13 protein-coding genes are annotated in these 16,350 nt (G+C 69.8%); 5 read left to right on the top strand and 8 right to left on the bottom strand.

The window, feature by feature from the left end:
- Positions 1 to 77: 77 nt before the first annotated feature.
- The 4 genes from ITJ62_RS09120 to clpX all read left to right on the top strand — a co-directional run bounded on the left by ITJ62_RS09120 (position 78) and on the right by clpX (position 3,410).
- A complete protein-coding gene (locus ITJ62_RS09120; protein ID WP_194601169.1) occupies positions 78 to 584 on the top strand; it encodes a tetratricopeptide repeat protein in 507 nt (168 codons plus the stop codon).
- A 144-nt stretch (positions 585 to 728) separates the two neighbouring features.
- On the top strand, positions 729 to 1,322 hold the full coding sequence (locus ITJ62_RS09115; RefSeq protein WP_056006680.1) for an ATP-dependent Clp protease proteolytic subunit: 594 nt from the start codon (positions 729 to 731) through the stop codon (positions 1,320 to 1,322).
- Positions 1,323 to 1,352: 30 nt separating this feature from the next.
- Positions 1,353 to 2,021 (top strand): ATP-dependent Clp protease proteolytic subunit, encoded by a 669-nt coding sequence (locus ITJ62_RS09110; protein ID WP_071260849.1) that lies wholly within the window; start codon positions 1,353 to 1,355, stop codon positions 2,019 to 2,021.
- Positions 2,022 to 2,132: 111 nt separating this feature from the next.
- Positions 2,133 to 3,410, top strand: a complete 1,278-nt coding sequence (gene clpX / locus ITJ62_RS09105; RefSeq protein WP_064295154.1) for an ATP-dependent Clp protease ATP-binding subunit ClpX — start codon at positions 2,133 to 2,135, stop codon at positions 3,408 to 3,410.
- Between the two features lie 72 nt (positions 3,411 to 3,482).
- Here clpX and ITJ62_RS09100 read toward each other — a convergent pair whose 3' ends face one another.
- From ITJ62_RS09100 to valS, 4 genes are read right to left on the bottom strand one after another with little or no spacing between them, the layout of a single operon-like run.
- Positions 3,483 to 5,516 (bottom strand): M3 family metallopeptidase, encoded by a 2,034-nt coding sequence (locus ITJ62_RS09100; RefSeq protein WP_194601166.1) that lies wholly within the window; start codon positions 5,514 to 5,516, stop codon positions 3,483 to 3,485.
- 33 nt (positions 5,517 to 5,549) lie between these two features.
- Positions 5,550 to 5,807: a hypothetical protein gene (locus tag ITJ62_RS09095; RefSeq protein ID WP_194601164.1), complete on the bottom strand. Its 258-nt coding sequence runs from the start codon at positions 5,805 to 5,807 to the stop codon at positions 5,550 to 5,552.
- Positions 5,807 to 6,253: a GNAT family N-acetyltransferase gene (locus tag ITJ62_RS09090; protein ID WP_064295157.1), complete on the bottom strand. Its 447-nt coding sequence runs from the start codon at positions 6,251 to 6,253 to the stop codon at positions 5,807 to 5,809. Before ITJ62_RS09090 ends, ITJ62_RS09095 begins: the two co-directional genes overlap by 1 nt.
- Positions 6,250 to 8,847, bottom strand: a complete 2,598-nt coding sequence (valS, locus tag ITJ62_RS09085) for a valine--tRNA ligase (RefSeq protein WP_194601161.1) — start codon at positions 8,845 to 8,847, stop codon at positions 6,250 to 6,252. The genes ITJ62_RS09090 and valS overlap by 4 nt, the downstream gene beginning before the upstream one ends.
- A gap of 132 nt (positions 8,848 to 8,979) precedes the next feature.
- On the opposite strand from valS, the gene ITJ62_RS19310 reads away from it, so the two are divergent.
- Positions 8,980 to 11,184 (top strand): acyltransferase family protein, encoded by a 2,205-nt coding sequence (locus ITJ62_RS19310; protein WP_194601158.1) that lies wholly within the window; start codon positions 8,980 to 8,982, stop codon positions 11,182 to 11,184.
- On the opposite strand, the gene ITJ62_RS09075 is transcribed toward ITJ62_RS19310, so the two are convergent.
- From ITJ62_RS09075 to ITJ62_RS09060, 4 genes are read right to left on the bottom strand one after another with little or no spacing between them, the layout of a single operon-like run.
- Positions 11,164 to 12,837: an ABC transporter ATP-binding protein gene (locus tag ITJ62_RS09075; protein ID WP_194601154.1), complete on the bottom strand. Its 1,674-nt coding sequence runs from the start codon at positions 12,835 to 12,837 to the stop codon at positions 11,164 to 11,166. The genes ITJ62_RS19310 and ITJ62_RS09075 overlap by 21 nt on opposite strands.
- Entirely contained in the window at positions 12,834 to 13,712 is an 879-nt protein-coding gene (locus ITJ62_RS09070) for an ABC transporter permease (RefSeq protein ID WP_194601151.1), read from the bottom strand. Before ITJ62_RS09070 ends, ITJ62_RS09075 begins: the two co-directional genes overlap by 4 nt.
- The gene (locus ITJ62_RS09065; RefSeq protein ID WP_124769183.1) at positions 13,709 to 14,686 is read right to left on the bottom strand and encodes an ABC transporter permease; all 978 of its coding nucleotides are present in this window, start codon (positions 14,684 to 14,686) and stop codon (positions 13,709 to 13,711) included. The genes ITJ62_RS09070 and ITJ62_RS09065 overlap by 4 nt, the downstream gene beginning before the upstream one ends.
- Positions 14,683 to 16,302, bottom strand: coding sequence for an ABC transporter substrate-binding protein (locus ITJ62_RS09060; RefSeq protein WP_228498133.1), 1,620 nt, complete (start codon positions 16,300 to 16,302; stop codon positions 14,683 to 14,685). The genes ITJ62_RS09065 and ITJ62_RS09060 overlap by 4 nt, the downstream gene beginning before the upstream one ends.
- Positions 16,303 to 16,350: the final 48 nt, after the last annotated feature.

Genomic DNA, 16,350 nt, shown 5'->3' with positions numbered 1-16,350 from the left:
CCAGCAGTGACGACAGGGGCGGAAGCGATTCCGCCCCTGTCGTCGTCTCCGGACACGTCAGCCGAATGGGAGCCATCATGACGACGACCGACGCAACCGGCTGGGACGACCGCGTCGCAGCCGTCTGGGCCGACGAGACCATCGACGACGAGCAGCGCATCGCGGCCATCGACGCCCTGGCCGCCGAGCGTCCGGCGGGTGACGCCCGCGCCGCCTTCGAGGCTGCCGGTGCACGCGACTCCGCCGGCCACGAGGTCGAGGCCGAGGTCTTCTATCGCGCCGCGCTCGAGGCCGGGCTCGACGAGGAGCACCGTCCGCAGGCGATCATCCAACTGGCCAGCACCCTCCGCAACCTCGGCCGGATCGCTGAGAGCGTCGTCCTGCTCGAAGAGCAGCTCGCGGACGATCCGACCGGTCCATACGCGGACGCGACCGCGGCCTTCCTGGCCCTGGCGCTCGCCAGCTCGGGGGACCCGCGCCGAGCGACCGCCGTCGCCCTCCGCGCTCTCGTGCCGCACCTGCCGCGATACCACCGGTCCGTCCGCGCCTACGCCGACGAACTCGAGACGGATCCGCTCCGCTGAGCCCCGACGGTCGCGCGGTCCGTCCGCTCGCCGTCCGCCTCCGGCGAACCCCGCCGCCCGGGAGTCTGCCGAGGGCGAACAGGGCGTTGGTCGCGCGTCGCCTCCGATAGATTCGAACCACTGCACAACCGAAACGGAGCGATAATGGCCGAACCACAGTTCTCGCCCAGCGTCTTTGACCGCCTGCTGAAGGACCGGATCATCTGGCTGGGCGCCGAGGTCCGCGACGAGAACGCGAACGAGATCGCGGCCAAGCTGCTGCTCCTCGCCGCGGACGACCCGAAGCGCGACATCTACCTCTACATCAACTCGCCCGGTGGCTCCATCACGGCCGGCATGGCCATCTACGACACCATGCAGTTCGTGCCGAACGACATCGTCACGGTCGGTATCGGCATGGCCGCGTCGATGGGTCAGCTCCTCCTCACGGCCGGCACCAAGGGCAAGCGCTACATCACCCCGAACGCCCGCGTGCTCCTCCACCAGCCGCACGGCGGATTCGGCGGGACGTCGAGCGACATCCAGACCCAGGCGCAGCTCATCCTCGACATGAAGCGCCGTCTCGCCGAGATCACCGCGGCGCAGACCGGCAAGAGCGTCGAGCAGATCAACGCCGATGGCGACCGCGACCGTTGGTTCAACGCCGAAGAGGCGCTCGAATACGGTTTCGTCGACCACCTCCGTGAGTCCGCGCTCGACGTGGCCGGCGGCGGCGGAACCGTCGACAGCGACAAGTAACCCGGCTTCGACCAGACAGGAATGCAACACATGGAGACTCCAACGTTCAGTGCGGCGGGCCGCTCGCTGCAGATGCCGGGTGCTCGCTACATCCTCCCGAGCTTCGAAGAGCGCACGGCCTACGGCTACAAGCGCCAGGACCCGTACGCGAAGCTCTTCGAGGACCGCATCATCTTCCTCGGCGTGCAGGTCGACGACGCATCGGCCGACGACATCATGGCCCAGCTGCTCGTGCTCGAGAGCATGGACCCCGACCGCGACATCGTCATGTACATCAACTCACCCGGTGGCTCGTTCACCGCGATGACGGCGATCTACGACACGATGCAGTACATCCGTCCGCACGTCATGACGGTGGTCCTCGGACAGGCGGCCTCCGCCGCTGCCGTGCTCACCGCCGCCGGTACGCCGGGCAAGCGCCTGGCGCTCCCGAACGCCCGCATCCTGATCCACCAGCCCGCCGTCGGCGAGGCCGGCCACGGACAGGCTTCGGACATCGAGATCCAGGCGGCCGAGATCCTCCGCATGCGCGGCTGGCTCGAGTCGACCCTGGCACACCACTCCAATCGTTCGGTGGAGCAGGTCAACAAGGACATCGACCGCGACAAGATCCTCTCGGCCGCCGAGGCGCTCGAGTACGGTCTCATCGACCAGGTGCTCACCTCACGGAAGAACCCGATCGCGGCCATCACGGCCTGACCCGGTTCCCGTGCTCACGACTCGGCGCGTCATCCCAGCGGGGTGGCGCGCCGAGTTGTCGCAGGGACAGGTTAGGCTCGGAGCACCGAATCTCCAGGGAGAGGGAAAGACATGGCACGGATAGGCGAAAGCGCCGATCTGCTCAAGTGCTCGTTCTGCGGCAAGAGCCAGAAGCAGGTCCAGCAGCTGATCGCTGGTCCCGGCGTGTACATCTGCGACGAGTGCGTCGAGTTGTGCAACGAGATCATCGCCGAGCGACTCGCTGAAGCGAGCGAGGAGACGGTGAGCGAGTTCGACCTCCCGAAGCCGAAGGAGATCTTCGCCTTCCTCGAGGAGTACGTCATCGGCCAGGAGGCCGCGAAGAAGGCGCTCTCGGTCGCGGTGTACAACCACTACAAGCGCGTCCGCTCCCGCGCCACGCTCGCTCCCGCCGAGACGGTGCACGACGACATCGAGATCGCGAAGAGCAACATCCTCCTCATCGGCCCGACGGGCTGCGGCAAGACGTATCTCGCGCAGACCCTCGCGAAACGGCTCAACGTGCCCTTCGCCGTCGCCGATGCGACCGCACTGACCGAGGCCGGCTACGTCGGCGAGGACGTCGAGAACATCCTCCTCAAGCTCATCCAGGCCGCCGACTACGACGTCAAGCGCGCGGAGACCGGCATCATCTACATCGACGAGGTCGACAAGATCGCCCGCAAGGCGGAGAACCCCTCCATCACGCGCGACGTCTCCGGCGAGGGCGTCCAGCAGGCGCTCCTCAAGATCCTCGAGGGCACCGTCGCCTCGGTACCCCCGCAGGGCGGCCGGAAGCACCCGCACCAGGAGTTCATCCAGATCGACACGACGAACGTCCTGTTCATCGTGGCCGGCGCCTTCGCCGGGCTGGAGGAGATCATCTCCTCCCGCGCGGGCAAGAAGGGCATCGGCTTCGGAGCCCCCCTGCACAGCAAGGGCGACGACGTGAACCTCTTCGGCGAGGTCCTGCCGGAAGACCTCCACAAGTTCGGTCTCATCCCCGAGTTCATCGGTCGCCTGCCGGTCGTCACGACGGTCACCCCGCTCGACCAGCATGCGCTCATGGAGATCCTCACGGTCCCGAAGAACGCACTCGTTCGTCAGTACCAGCGCATGTTCGAGATCGACGGCGTCGAGCTGGAGTTCGACCAGGCGGCACTCGAAGCGATCGCCGACCTCGCCGTCCTCCGCAAGACCGGTGCCCGAGGGCTCCGAGCCATCATGGAAGAGGTGCTCGGGCCGATCATGTTCGAGGTGCCCTCCACCGACGAGGTCGCTCGCGTCGTCATCACCCGGGAGTCCGTCGTCGAGAACGCGGCCCCGACGATCGTTCCGCGTGCGGCTCGCCGTCAGGAGAAGTCGGCCTAGACGACGCCCACCGGTGAACAAGCCCGCCGCAGCCCCCGGATCCTCCGGAGTCGCTGCGGCGGGCTTCGTCGTTCAGTCCTCGAGCCCGCGGCGTCGGAGGAGCGGCTCGATGACCGCGTCGCGCCCACGGAAGTCGCGGTAGGCCTCCAGCGGATCCTTCGAACCGCCGACCCCGAGGAGCTTGGTGCGGAAGCGGTCGCCGTTCTCCCTCGTCAGTCCGCCGTTCTCCGTGAACCAGTCGACGGTGTCGGCGTCGAGCACCTCGCTCCAGATGTAGGAGTAGTAGCCGGCGTCGTATCCACCCGAGAAGGTGTGGGCGAAGTACGTGCTCGCGTACCGGGGCGGGACGGCCGGATTGTCGAGTCCGGCGGACCGGAGTGCCGCCGCCTCGAACGCCTCCACATCGTCGACCCGGTCATCCGCACCGATGCTGTGCCACGCCTGGTCGAGCATCGCCGCAGCGAGGTACTCGCTCGTCGAGAAGCCCTCGTTGAACCCCTCGGACGCCTGGAGCTTCGCCACCAGTTCCTGCGGCATCGGCTCACCGGTCTCGACGTGCCTGGCGTAGCCGGCGAGCACCTCGGGCCACAGCATCCACATCTCGTTCACCTGGCTCGGGAACTCGACGAAGTCCCGGAAGACGTTCGTACCGGAGAACCGCGGGTACTCGACCTCCGCGAAGAGACCGTGCAGCGCGTGGCCGAACTCGTGGAAGAAGGTCGTGACCTCGTCGAGGCTCAGCAGGGTCGGTTCGCCGTCGGCAGGCTTCGGGACGTTCAGGTTGTTGACCACGACGGTGGGCTGGTCGAGCAGGCGGTTCTGGGAGATGAGCGCGTTCATCCAGGCGCCGCCGCGCTTGCTGTCGCGGGTGTACAGGTCCAGGAGGTACAGGCCGAGGCCGGAGCCGTCCTCGTTCCAGACCTCGAAGACACGGACATCGGGGTGGTAGCCCTGGAGATCGGTCCGTTCGGCGAAGGTGATGCCGTAGAGCTTGGTCGCTGCGGCGAACACGCCGTCGAAGAGGACCCGCTCCGCTTCGAAGTACGGGCGCATCACGCTGGTGTCGACATCGAACCGGTCGATCCTGACCCGTTCGGTCGCGAACGGCCAGTCCCAGGCCTCGACGGTCTCGAGACCGGTGACCCGCTCGAGCTCGCGCTGTTCCCGATCCGCGTTGCGGGCGGCGGGGATCGCCAGACGGGAGAGGAGCGCTGCGACGGCCTCCGGGGTCCCCGCGGTCTGGTCCGCGGTGACCACTGCCGCGTGCGACGGGAATCCCAGAAGTGCGGCACGCTCAGCGCGGAGGCGGGTGATCTCGAGGACGAGGTCGCGGTTGTCGTTCGGTCCGCCGTGTGTGCCCCGAGCACGGGAGGCCGTCATGATCCGCTCGCGTACGCCACGGTGCGTCAACGACGACAGCGCCGGATGGCCGGTCGGGAGGACGAGGGTGACGAGCCAACCGTCGAGGCCTCGCTCGGCGGCCGCTTGGGCCGCGGCGGAGATCTCGCCCGCACTCAGGCCGTCGAGCTCTGCGGCATCGGTGAGGTGGACAGCGAGCTCGTTGGTGTCGGCCAGGAGCTGCTTCTCGAACCGGGTGGTCAGTGTCGAGAGGCGGAGATTGAGGTCGGAGAGCCGCTGCTTCTCCTCGGCGTCGAGACCGGCGCCAGCGAGCGTGTGTTCGCTGTACACGCGTCGGACCAGGTAAGCCGCCTCGGCCGTCAGCTGGAGGTCGTCGAGATTCGTGTGGACCGCCGCGATCCGCGCGTACAGCGCGGGGTCGAGCCTGATCGCGTCCTCGTGGGCGGCCAGCTGCGGAGCGAGCTCCTCCTCGAGTTCATTGGTGAACGCGGAGCTGTCCGCCGAACTCTGATTGAAGAAGACCGCTGCGACCCGCCGGAGGATCGTGCCGCTCCGTTCGAGTGGGATCAGCGTGTTCTCGAAGGTCGGCGCGTCGTCCTGCGCGGTGATCGCCGCGATCTCGTCGAGTTGCTGCGCGAACCCGGCGGTGAAGGCGGGGCGGAAGTGCTCCTCGCGGATCTCGCCGAACGGCGGCAGCTGATAGGGGAGTGTGCTCGGCTGGAGGAACGGATTCGTGTGTGATTCCATACCTCACCCTATCCAGCGTGCCGGGGAGGAGGCTCAGTCCTCGTCGTCGTCGCGGTCGTCGTCCGGCCGGGTGAGGCTGACGGATCCGTCCGCGTGCTGACGGATGGTCGTACCGTCGTCGAGCTCGACCACGGGCCGGCGTTCGAGCCAGGTGAGGGTCCAGCGCCACGAGGACGTGTCGACACCCTGCGCGAGCAACTCCTGCTCCTCAGCGGCGATGGCTGTCTGCACCGGCGTCGGCACGTTCTCCGGTGGCTTGGCGCCGACGGCCCAGCGGGTTCCGAGTTGCATCACGGCTCCAGGTCGTAGGTGACCCAGCTCGTGCGGGTCGCCAGCTTGTCGTACACGGCCTGGGCGCGCTCGTTGTCGGCGGCGGTGATCCACCGGACGACGCTGTGGCCGTCCGCCTTCGCGAGGTCGCGGACGTGCTCGATCAGCGCGGTCCCGACCCCGCCGGTGCGGGCGTCCTCGGCGACGAAGAGGTCGTCGAGGTAGAGCCCGGTCCCGCCGGCGAGGGCACGGGGGAACACGCGGTAGTGAGCGAGGCCGACGAGGGCGCCCTGTGCGTCCTCCGCGACGAGCGCGGTCAACGGGTGGGTCGGGTCGCTGAGCCAGCCCCACACGAGGACGGCCTTCTCGTCGGTCAGGGGGTTGCCGTAGAACTCCCCGTAGCCGGAGTACAGCGCGTGCCAGGCGAACAGGTCGCTCTCGACGGCGGGACGGATGGTGACGCTCATGCGCGTGCCTCCTCGGCGTCGGCCGCCGGCGTGAAGACGATGTCGCCGACCGACAGGACGTCGGCGGTGCGGAACTCGAGGGACTCGATGCGTCCGACGGCGCGGAGGTCGTCTGCGACGAGCGCGAGCAGCTCGATCGATGCGGCGGGTCCGGCGATGACCGCGGAGTCCACCGGGGTCTTCTGGGAAGCCTTGGCGTCGGTCTTCGCGCGCCGGATGCCCGTGAGCGCCTCGCTCGCGAGCTGCAGCACCTGCGGTTCGCCCGCTGCGAGTCCTGCGAACTCCTCGTCGGTCGGCCAGCTGGCACGGTGCACGGAGCCGTCGTGCGTCCAGGACCAGGCTTCCTCGGCCGCGAACGGGATGAACGGGGCGAACAGGCGGAGCAGGGTCGAGAGCGCGATCCGCAGCGCGGCCACCGCCGAAGCCTGCTCGGGGCTCTCCTCGCCGTACGCCCGCTCCTTGACGAGCTCGAGGTAGTCGTCGCAGAAGGTCCAGAAGAACGCCTCGGTGAGTTCGAGTGCGCGTGCGTGGTCGTAACCGGCCAGCGCACTGCTGGCGTCGGCGACGGTCTTGCGGAGGACGCTCAGCATGGCGAGGTCGACGGCCTCCGTCACCGGGGCGTCTTCACGACCCGTGAACCCGAGGATGAACTTCGAGGCGTTGAGCACCTTGATCGCCAGTCGTCGGCCGATCTTGATCTGCGTCGGGTTCTGCGGGTCGAAGGCGGCGTCGGTTCCGAGACGGCTCGAGGCCGCCCAGTACCGGACGGCGTCCGAACCGTGCTGTTCGAGCATGGCCGCCGGCGTGACGACGTTGCCCTTCGACTTCGACATCTTCTTACGGTCGGGGTCGACGATGAAGCCGGACACGGAGGCATGCTCCCACGGCTTCTGGTCGTACTCCAGGACGCTGCGGAGCATGGTGGAGAACAGCCAGGTGCGGATGATGTCCTGACCCTGCGGGCGCAGCGAGTACGGGAACACGAGGTCCCAGAGCTCGGGGTCGCGCTCCCAGCCGCCGGCGAGCTGCGGGGTGAGGCTCGACGTGGCCCAGGTGTCCATGACGTCGACCTCGCCCATGAACCCACCGGGGACGCCGCGCTGCGACTCGTCGTAGCCGGGTGCCGCATCGCTGGAGGGGTCGACGGGCAGAGCGGCGTGGTCTGGCGCGATCGGCTGGTCGTAGACCGGGTTGCCGTCGGCGTCGAGCGGGTACCAGAGGGGGATCGGCACACCGAAGAAGCGCTGGCGGGAGATCAACCAGTCGCCGGACAGGCCACCGACCCAGTTCTCGTAGCGCACGCGCATGAAGTCGGGGTGCCACTCGAGCTCCGAGCCGAGTTCGAGGAGGCGGCCGCGGAGCTGTTCGTCGCGGGCGCCGTTGCGGATGTACCACTGGCGGGTCGAGACGATCTCGAGCGGTTTGTCGCCCTTCTCGAAGAACTTCACCGGGTGGGTGATCTGCTTCGGCTCACCGATCAGGTCGCCCGAGGCTGCGAGGAGGTCGACGACGGTCTGCTTGGCGCTGAAGACGGTCTTCCCGGCGAGCTGCGCGTATGCCTCGAGACCGGCTTCGGAGGTGATCGCCTCCGGGGCCTCGGAGATGACGCGGCCGTCGAAGCCGAGGATCGCGCGGTTGGGGAGGTCGAGTTCGCGCCACCACACGATGTCGGTGATGTCGCCGAAGGTGCACACCATCGCGATGCCGGCGCCCTTGTCGGGCTGGGCGAGGTGGTGGGCGAGCACGGGCACCTCGACCCCGAACACGGGCGTGGTCACGGTCGTGCCGAACAGCGGCTTGAAGCGCTCGTCGTCGGGGTGGGCGACGAGGGCGACGCAGGCGGGGAGGAGCTCCGGCCGTGTGGTCTCGATCTCGATGGTGCCGCCGTCTGGGCGGTGGAAGGCGAGTCGACGGTAGGTGCCCGGCTGCTCCTTGTCCTCGAGCTCCGCCTGGGCGACCGCCGTGCGGAAGGTGATGTCCCAGAGGGTCGGCGCCATGGCCTGGTAGGCCTCGCCGCGGTCCAGGTTGCGCAGGAACGCGAGCTGGCTCGCCGTGATCGACTCGTCGCCGATGGTGCGGTAGCTCTGCGTCCAGTCCACGGAGAGGCCGAGCGCACGCCAGACGGCCTCGAACTGCTGTTCGTCCTCGACGGTGAGGCGCTCGCACAGCTCGATGAAGTTGCGACGCGAGATCGGGATCTGGTCGGCGGCCTTGGTGCTCTTGTTGTCGCCACCCTCGAACGGCGGGGTGAAGTCGGCGTCGTAGGGGAGCGTCGGGTCGCACCGGACGCCGTAGTAGTTCTGGACGCGGCGTTCGGTCGGGAGACCGTTGTCGTCCCAGCCCATGGGGTAGAAGACGCGCTTGCCGGTCATCCGCTGGTAGCGGGCGATGACGTCGGTGTGCGTGTAGCTGAAGACGTGACCGATGTGCAGGGATCCGGATGCGGTCGGCGGCGGGGTGTCGATCGAGTAGATGCACTCACGCGTCGCGCCGTCGCGCTCGAACCGGTAGGTCCCCGCGGACTCCCAGGAGGAGCCCCACTTCTGCTCGAGACCTTCGAGGGCCGGCTTGTCCGGGATGCTGGCAGCGGTCATGAGGCGATCTCCTGCTGATATGTGCGGCACCGTGTCTGCGTGCCTGAGTGTGTGGGAACATCCCATGCTATCGCAGGGGAGCGGGAGGACGCCGGACCGCAGACCGTCATCCTCCGCCGATAGCATCGGACCGTGTCGACCAGAGCCGCCTCCGGCCCCGTGAGAGCCGACCTCCAAGGCCTTCGCGCCGTGGCGGTCTCGCTCGTCGTGGTGTTCCATCTCTGGCCGGGGCTCGTGCCGGGCGGGTTCGTCGGCGTCGACGTGTTCTTCGCGATCTCCGGGTTCCTCATCACGGCGCACCTCCTCGCCGAGGTCGAGCGATCCGGTTCGGTCCGACTCGGGCGGTTCTGGGCGCGGCGCGCACGACGGCTGCTCCCCGCAGCGCTCACCGTCCTCACGGCGACCCTCGTCGCGAGCTGGTACCTCGCGCCACTCGGGGACCTGCCCCGGTTCCTGCGCGAGACCGCGTGGTCGGGCCTGTACATCGAGAACTGGGCGCTCGCCGGATCCGCGGTCGACTACCTCGCGGCGGAGGACGCTCCGTCGCCCGTGCAGCACTTCTGGTCGCTGTCGGTCGAGGAGCAGTTCTACCTCGTCTGGCCGATCCTGGTCCTCGTCGCCGGCTGGCTCGCCGTGCGGTTCGCCCGACGCTCGGCTCCGCCGACGGTACGGCTTCGGGGCGTCGCGATCGCCATCGGACTCGTCTGCATCGCATCGGCCGTCTGGTCGGTCGTCTTCACCGTGCAGGACCCGTCTCCGGCCTACTTCGCGACGACGACGAGGGCCTGGGAGTTCGCCGCCGGGGGACTGACGGCGATCCTGGTGGCCGAGGGAGCCCGGCGCGGGTGGGCGCTGCGGGCGGGTGCGCGCACGGTCGTCGCCTGGCTCGGGTTCGCCGCGATCGGGGCGGCTGCCGTCTGGTTTTCGGGTGAGACGCCCTTCCCGGCGTTGACCGCTGCGCTGCCGGTGGGCGGGACGATCGCCGTGATGGCGGCCTGGGCACCGGACGTCCGGTGGTCGCCGACCGCGCTGCTCGCCCGGGCGCCGATCCAGTGGCTCGGCGACCGCTCCTACGCGGTCTACCTCTGGCACTGGCCCCTCATCGTGTTCGGCGGGATCGTGCTCGCTCGGTCGGCCTCCATCCCCGAGCAGATCGTCCTGCTCCTCATCACGGGCGTCCTCGCGGAGGTGACGACGCGGTTCGTGGAGCGCCCGATCCGGTTCGGGCGCATCGCCGGTTGGCGGCCACGACGGGTCATCGGCGCGACCGCCCTCGCGATGAGCGTCCTGTCGATCGCCTCGATCGGGGTGCTCCCCGGTGCCGAGGCGCGCATCGCCGCCGAACAGCAGCGTATCGAGACCCTGGTCGCGACCCCGTCGAACTGCCTCGGTGCCGCGGAGCTCGTCGATGCTGCAGCGTGTCCGCGGGACGAGGGAGCGTCGTCGGACAGCACAGAGCGCTCCGGTGGCGAGACCTCGCGCGACGGTTCCTCGGCGTCTCCCGGGGATGAGCCCCGCGGGGTCGTCATTCCTGATGCGTCGCTCGCCGACCTGCCGCCGGACCGCTGCATCACCGACATCCGAGCTGCCGCGTTCGAGGTCTGCGCCTACGGCGCCAGCGCGGAGCAGGCGACGAGGACGGTGGCGCTCATCGGGGACTCCCACGCCGAGCAGTGGTTGCCGGCGTTCGCGACGGCTGCCGAGACGAACGGGTGGCGGCTCCTCGTCGCGGCGAAGAGCTCCTGCCCGTTCAGCGACGCCGAGCGCACGGAGCCCGGGACGAGCGCGGCGGTGCTCGCCGAGATGCGCGCGGGGTGCCTGAGCTGGAACCGCGACGCCCTCGAGCTGCTGCAGGACGAACCGGAGATCGACACGCTCGTCGTCTCGGCGCGCGCCCGGAACCCGGTCGTCGCCGAGGGGGACCGCGACTGGCGGGAGGTGGCTGCGGAAGCCTATGCGGAGCGCTGGGCGCTCGTGCCAGCGACGATCGAGCAGATCGTCGTCCTGCGCGACACCCCGACGATGTCGGACGACGTGCTGGAGTGCGTCCGCGACGACGCTGATCCGGAGGACGGGTGCGCCCGGGACCGGAGCGACGCGCTCACGGAGGATCCGCAGTATGAGGCCGCCCTCGCGAGCACCGACCCACGGGTCCGCGCCGTCGACCTCTCGGACGCCCTGTGCGCCTCCGATCGGTGCTCGCCGGTGATCGGCGGTGTCCTCGCGTACCGCGATCACCACCACCTGAGCTGGGTGTACGCCGAGACCCTCGCGCCCGTCGTCCAGGCGGTGCTCGACCGGATCCCGACGCCGGAGTCAGACGGCGTCGCGCCCTGATGCCGCACCGGGGGCGATGAGGCGCGGAGCGTCGGCTGCGAGTCGGGCGGTGTAGGGGTGGGCCGGGGCGGTGAACACCTGCTCGGCGTCGCCATGCTCGACCACCCGCCCGTGCTGCATCACGGCGACCCGGTCGCTCATGTGCCGGATGACGCCGAGGTCGTGGGAGATCAACAGGTAGCTCAGGCCGTGGCGTCGCTGCAGCTCGTCGAGGAGGTCCAGGATCCTGGCCTGGACGGTGACGTCGAGCGCGGAGACGGGTTCGTCGAGGATGAGCGTCGACGGTCGACTCGCGAGCGCCCGCGCGATCGCCACGCGTTGCCGCTGCCCGCCGGAGAGCGTCCGCGGGCGAGCGCGAGCCAGCGAGGGATCGAGGCCGACGTCCGCGAGGAGACGGGTGATGTCGCGAGGTGCGGCTTCGCGTCCACGAACGGCGTCGGCGAGGATGGCGTCGACGCGCCAGCGTGGATCGAACGAGCTCAGCGGATCCTGCGAGACCCAGCCCAGACGGTTCCGTCGTGGACGACGCGCTCGCTCGGGGAGCTCCGACCACGGTTCGCCCTCGAAGAGCACGGCTCCCGACTGCGGCGCCGTGAGGCCGAGTGCGATGCGGGCGAGGGTGGTCTTGCCCGAACCGGACTCGCCGACCACGCCCAGGGTCGTCCCCGGGTCCAGGCGGAGCGAGACGTCGTCGACCGCCAGGATCGCCGAGGCGCCGCGGCCGCGTTCGAAGCTCCGGGTGACGGATCGGAACTCCAGCGCGGGTGCGTCCGATCCGGTCTGCGTCGTCGGACGGGTGCCCGTCGCCGGCTGTTCGGACACCGGGGCCGAGTCGACCGCCGGGTCCGCGCTGAGGCGCGTCCCTCGAGCGCGGTCGGTGGGGACCGCGGCGATGAGGGCTCGGGTGTACGGGTGTGTCGGCCTGGTCAGCACCTGCTCGGCCGGCCCCTGCTCGACGACGACACCGTGCTGCATGACGACGAGGTGGTCGGCGATCGACGAGACGACGGCGAGGTCGTGGCTGATCAGGAGGAGGCCCGCGCCGCGCCGCTTGACGTCGTCGAGGAGGCCGATGATGCGAGCTTGGACGGTGACGTCGAGCGCGGTCGTCGGTTCGTCGGCGATGAGGAGGTCGGGGTCCAGTGCGATCGCCGACGCGATGAGCGCGCGCTGGCGGAGCCCGCCGGAGAGTTCACCGGAACGTTGGCCGATGCGGGAAGCCGGGTCGGGCATGCCGACGGATTCGAGGAGTTCGAGCACTCGCCTGATGCGGGCGGTCCGGTCGAGGTCGGTGCCGAGCCGGAGTGCGTCGTCGATCTCGCGCCCGATCGGTCGCAGGGGGTCGAGTGACACGAGGGCGTCCTGGAGGACGAGTCCGATGCGACGCCCGCGCAGGCGTCGCCAGGCCGATGCTCCGAGTCCGCGGAGGTCGATGCCGTCGAAGTCGAGTCGAGCGGCCGTCACCCGCGCCGATGCGCCGGCGAGGCCGAGGAGCGATCTGGCGGTCACGCTCTTGCCTGAGCCCGACTCGCCGACGATCGCGACGCAGGTGCCGCGCTCGACGTGGAAGGAGACGTCGGAGACGACGGCGTCCCCGCTGCCGAATCCGACCGTCAGTGCTTCCACCTGGAGCAGAGGAGTGGAGTCGCTCATCGGCCGTCCTCCCGTGATCGGCGCTGGAGACCCCGTCCGAGGACCGTGGTGGACAGGGCGGTCGCGACGATCATCAGACCGGGGAACGCCGTGAGCCACCACGCCGTCGCGAGGTAGGTTCGTGCTGCGGCGAGCATGGCACCCCATTCCGGCGCGGGTGGTTGCGCCCCGAGCCCGAGGTAGCTCAGGGCGGACGCCCAGACGACCGCCTGTCCGATGCCGAGGGTGGCGAGGACGAACAGCGGGGCGACGGCGTTCGGGAGGATGTGTCGGAACAGGATCCGGGCCGGCCCGTGCCCGAGCACTCGCGCGGCCTCGACGAAGTCGGAGGAGCGGACCTGGAGCAGTTGACCGCGGATGAGGCGCGCGTAGCCCGGCGCCGTCGACAGGCCGACCGCGATCGTCGCTGTGACGGGACCGGGCCCCGCGATGACGATCACGAGGAGCGCGAGCAACAGGCCGGGGAACGCGAAGAGCACCTCGAGGAAGCGTCCCACGGCGAAGTCCGCGATCCGGCCGCCGACTGCGGCGATCGTCGCGAGGACTGCTCCGAGGATCAGTCCGATGGCCGTCGCGGCGACGCCGATGAGCAGCGAGGTCCCGGCACCGTGCACGACCCGGCTCCAGACGTCGCGGCCGGACTCGTCCGTGCCGAACCAATGGGTGAGGGAGGGCGGCGAGAACGCGGCCCGCGGGTCGACCGCCGTCGGTGACGCTGTCGCGAACAGCTGGGGGGCGAGCGCACAGCCGAGCAGGAACAGCACCACTACAGCCGCGACGATCTCGGGTGCGCCGAATCCCGACGACCGGCGCCGTCCGCGGCGGACCCGGGCGCCGGGGCTTCCGGATGTCGGGGTGATCGCGAGCCCGCTCATGAACCGGACCGCCGGATCCGGTCGCGCGGGTCGAGCAGTTCCGCCGCGAGGTCCGCGAGGAACATGACGACGACGTAGGCCACCGCCGAGCTCAACACCACGCCGGTGACCACCGGGACGTCACGGACGGTCACCGCTTGGAGCAGCGTCCGTCCGAGACCGGGCCGGGCGAAGATGGTCTCCACCACCACCGCACCGCTGATGAGGTACCCGAACGCCCATCCCGACAGGTTCACCGCGGGCACGGCGGCATGACGCAGGCCGTGTCTGAGCAGGAGGCCGGTCGTCGATTCACCACGCGCGGCCGCGGAGACGGCGAACGGTGCGCTCCCCGCGTCGAGCAACGGTTCCCGCATCACCTGGGCCAGGAACCCGGCGACCGGGATGGCCAGGGTCAGCACCGGGAGGATGAGACCGACCGCATCACCCGTGCTCACCGGAGGGAGCCATCCGAGCCAGGTGCTGAAGAGCGTGATGAGGACGGTCGCGAGCCAGAACTGGGGGAGCGACGCCGCCACGAGCTCGACGGCCGATCCGAGGGCCGCGGACACCCGCCCACCACGGGTCGACCAGACCGCGAGGCCGAGCGCGAGGAGCCAGGCGACGGCGAGCGACGCCGTCGCCAGTACCAGCGTCCCGCCGAGCTGTTCGCCGAGCACCTGGGCCACCGGCGTGCGGAGGGACGCCGACTCGCCGAGATCCCCCTGGACCAGTCGGACGAGTTGCGCCAGGTACTGCACGAGGAGCGGCTGGTCCAGGCCGTACTGCTCGCGCACCCGCTCGAGCGCTTCCGCCGACGCCTGGGAGCCGGGGCCACCGAGATAGGCCTGCGCCGGGTCGCCGGGGATCAGCCGGACGGCGAAGAAGGTGACCGTCGCGACCGCCCAGAGCACGAACACCGCACCGGCCAGACGTGCCCCGATCCGCCCGGCCAGGCGGCGGAGGTCGCGTCCAGAGCGGCCGACGGAGCTCACTCCACGAGCCAGGCGTCCCCGAAGACCGGCGTCGACACCGTCGGCAGCGCGCGGACGCCCTGCAGCGAGGTGCTCAGCAGGAAGTGGTTCTGCTGGTCGTAGAGCGGCAGGATGTAGTAGCCGTCGAGGATGATCTGCTGCGCCTGCTCATAGAGGAACGCCCGCTCCTCGGGATCGAGGGTGTCGCTCGCCTGCTTCAGGATCTCGTCGAGCGCGGGGTCGTCCAGCTGGGCGTGGTTCGCGAAGTAGCCGCTCGGCGCCGGGACGATGCCCGAGGAGTCGTAGAGCACCCGGAGGACGTCCGGTCCCACCTTCGTGTACGGAGCGCTGACGGCCTCGTAGGCGTTGGATCCGAGCGCCTCGTACCAGCTCGAGAGGTCGAGCAGCTCGAGCTGCACGTCGAAGCCGGCGTCGCCGGCTCCGGCCTGGATCTGCTCGAAGAGCGACTGCTCGGCCGGGATCGACTGGTTCGTGCTGACGGGGAACCGTACGGTCAGTCGGACGCCGTCCTTCGTCCGCACGCCGTCCTCGTCCTTCTCGGTCCAGCCCGCCTCGTCCAGGAGCGTGTTGGCCGCATCGAGGTCGTAGCCGAACAGGCTCTCGTCGGAGTAGGCGGTGGCCTCCGCACTCGACAGCGGGGAGTAGGAACGCTTCGCCGTGCCGAAGAACAGGGACTCGATGCCGGCGTTCACGTCCGTCGACCGCACGAAGGCCTCACGCACGCGCTGGTCGTCGAACGGCGCCTGTCCCGCGTTGAGCTCGATGCGGTTCGAGGCACCGGGACGTGGTGCGTCCAGGTCGACGATCGTCTTCGAGTCCTTCGCCTGCGCGATCGTGTCGGGCTGCGCGTTGTCGATGATGTCGACGTCGCCGCTCTGGAGCGCCGCGAAGCGCGACGCGGAGTCGGGGATGAAGCGCCACGTGATGCCGTCGAGGTACGCCGGCCCGTCGTTCGCGGCGTCGGCCGGTGCCGAGTCGTACGCATCGTTCCGGACGAGCGAGACGTGGTCCTGCTTCACCCACTCGTCGACGACGAACGGTCCGGTACCGACCGGCGCATCGCAGTTCGCCGCCTCACCGCGGGCGATCCCTGTCGGGGACTCCATCGCCGTCCACGGCTGCGACAACGACTCCAGGAGCGCACTGTCGGGAGTGGAGAGGATGAACCGGGCCGTCGTGGCGTCGACCGCCTCGACCGACGCGACCTTGCCCACCGCGAGGTAACCCGTGGACGACTTCGTCGCCGGGTCCTGCAGGTGCTCGATGTTCGCCTTGACCGCCGCCGCGTCGAACGGGGTGCCGTCGGCGAACGTCACGTCCGACCGCAGCGTGAACTCCCAGGTCAGACCGTCCTCCGACGTCGTCCAGGACTCGGCGAGCCACGGGATGATCTCACCCTTCGCGTCTCGCGACACGAGCGGCTCGAGGAACTGCGCACTCAACAGGGCCTGCGGGTAGTTGCCGCCGACATGCGGATCGAGACAGGTGGGCTCGGCGTCCCCGCTGGCGTACACGAGCGTCCCACCGGTCTTCGGTGTGCTCGACGCGGCCGGCGTCCCCGGTGCACACGCCGCGAGCAGGACCGCGAGCGGAACGAGCGCGGCGGCGATGCGCAACGGACGACGCGAGGACGCAGGGCGTCGACGGGCAGGGGAGGGGGATGC

It is taken from the genome of Plantibacter sp. VKM Ac-2876 (assembly GCF_015350715.1).
GTDB classification, from domain to species: domain Bacteria; phylum Actinomycetota; class Actinomycetes; order Actinomycetales; family Microbacteriaceae; genus Plantibacter; species Plantibacter auratus.
The sequence above is the reverse complement of the archived record's forward strand: the minus strand, read 5'-3'. Positions and strand labels throughout refer to the sequence as shown.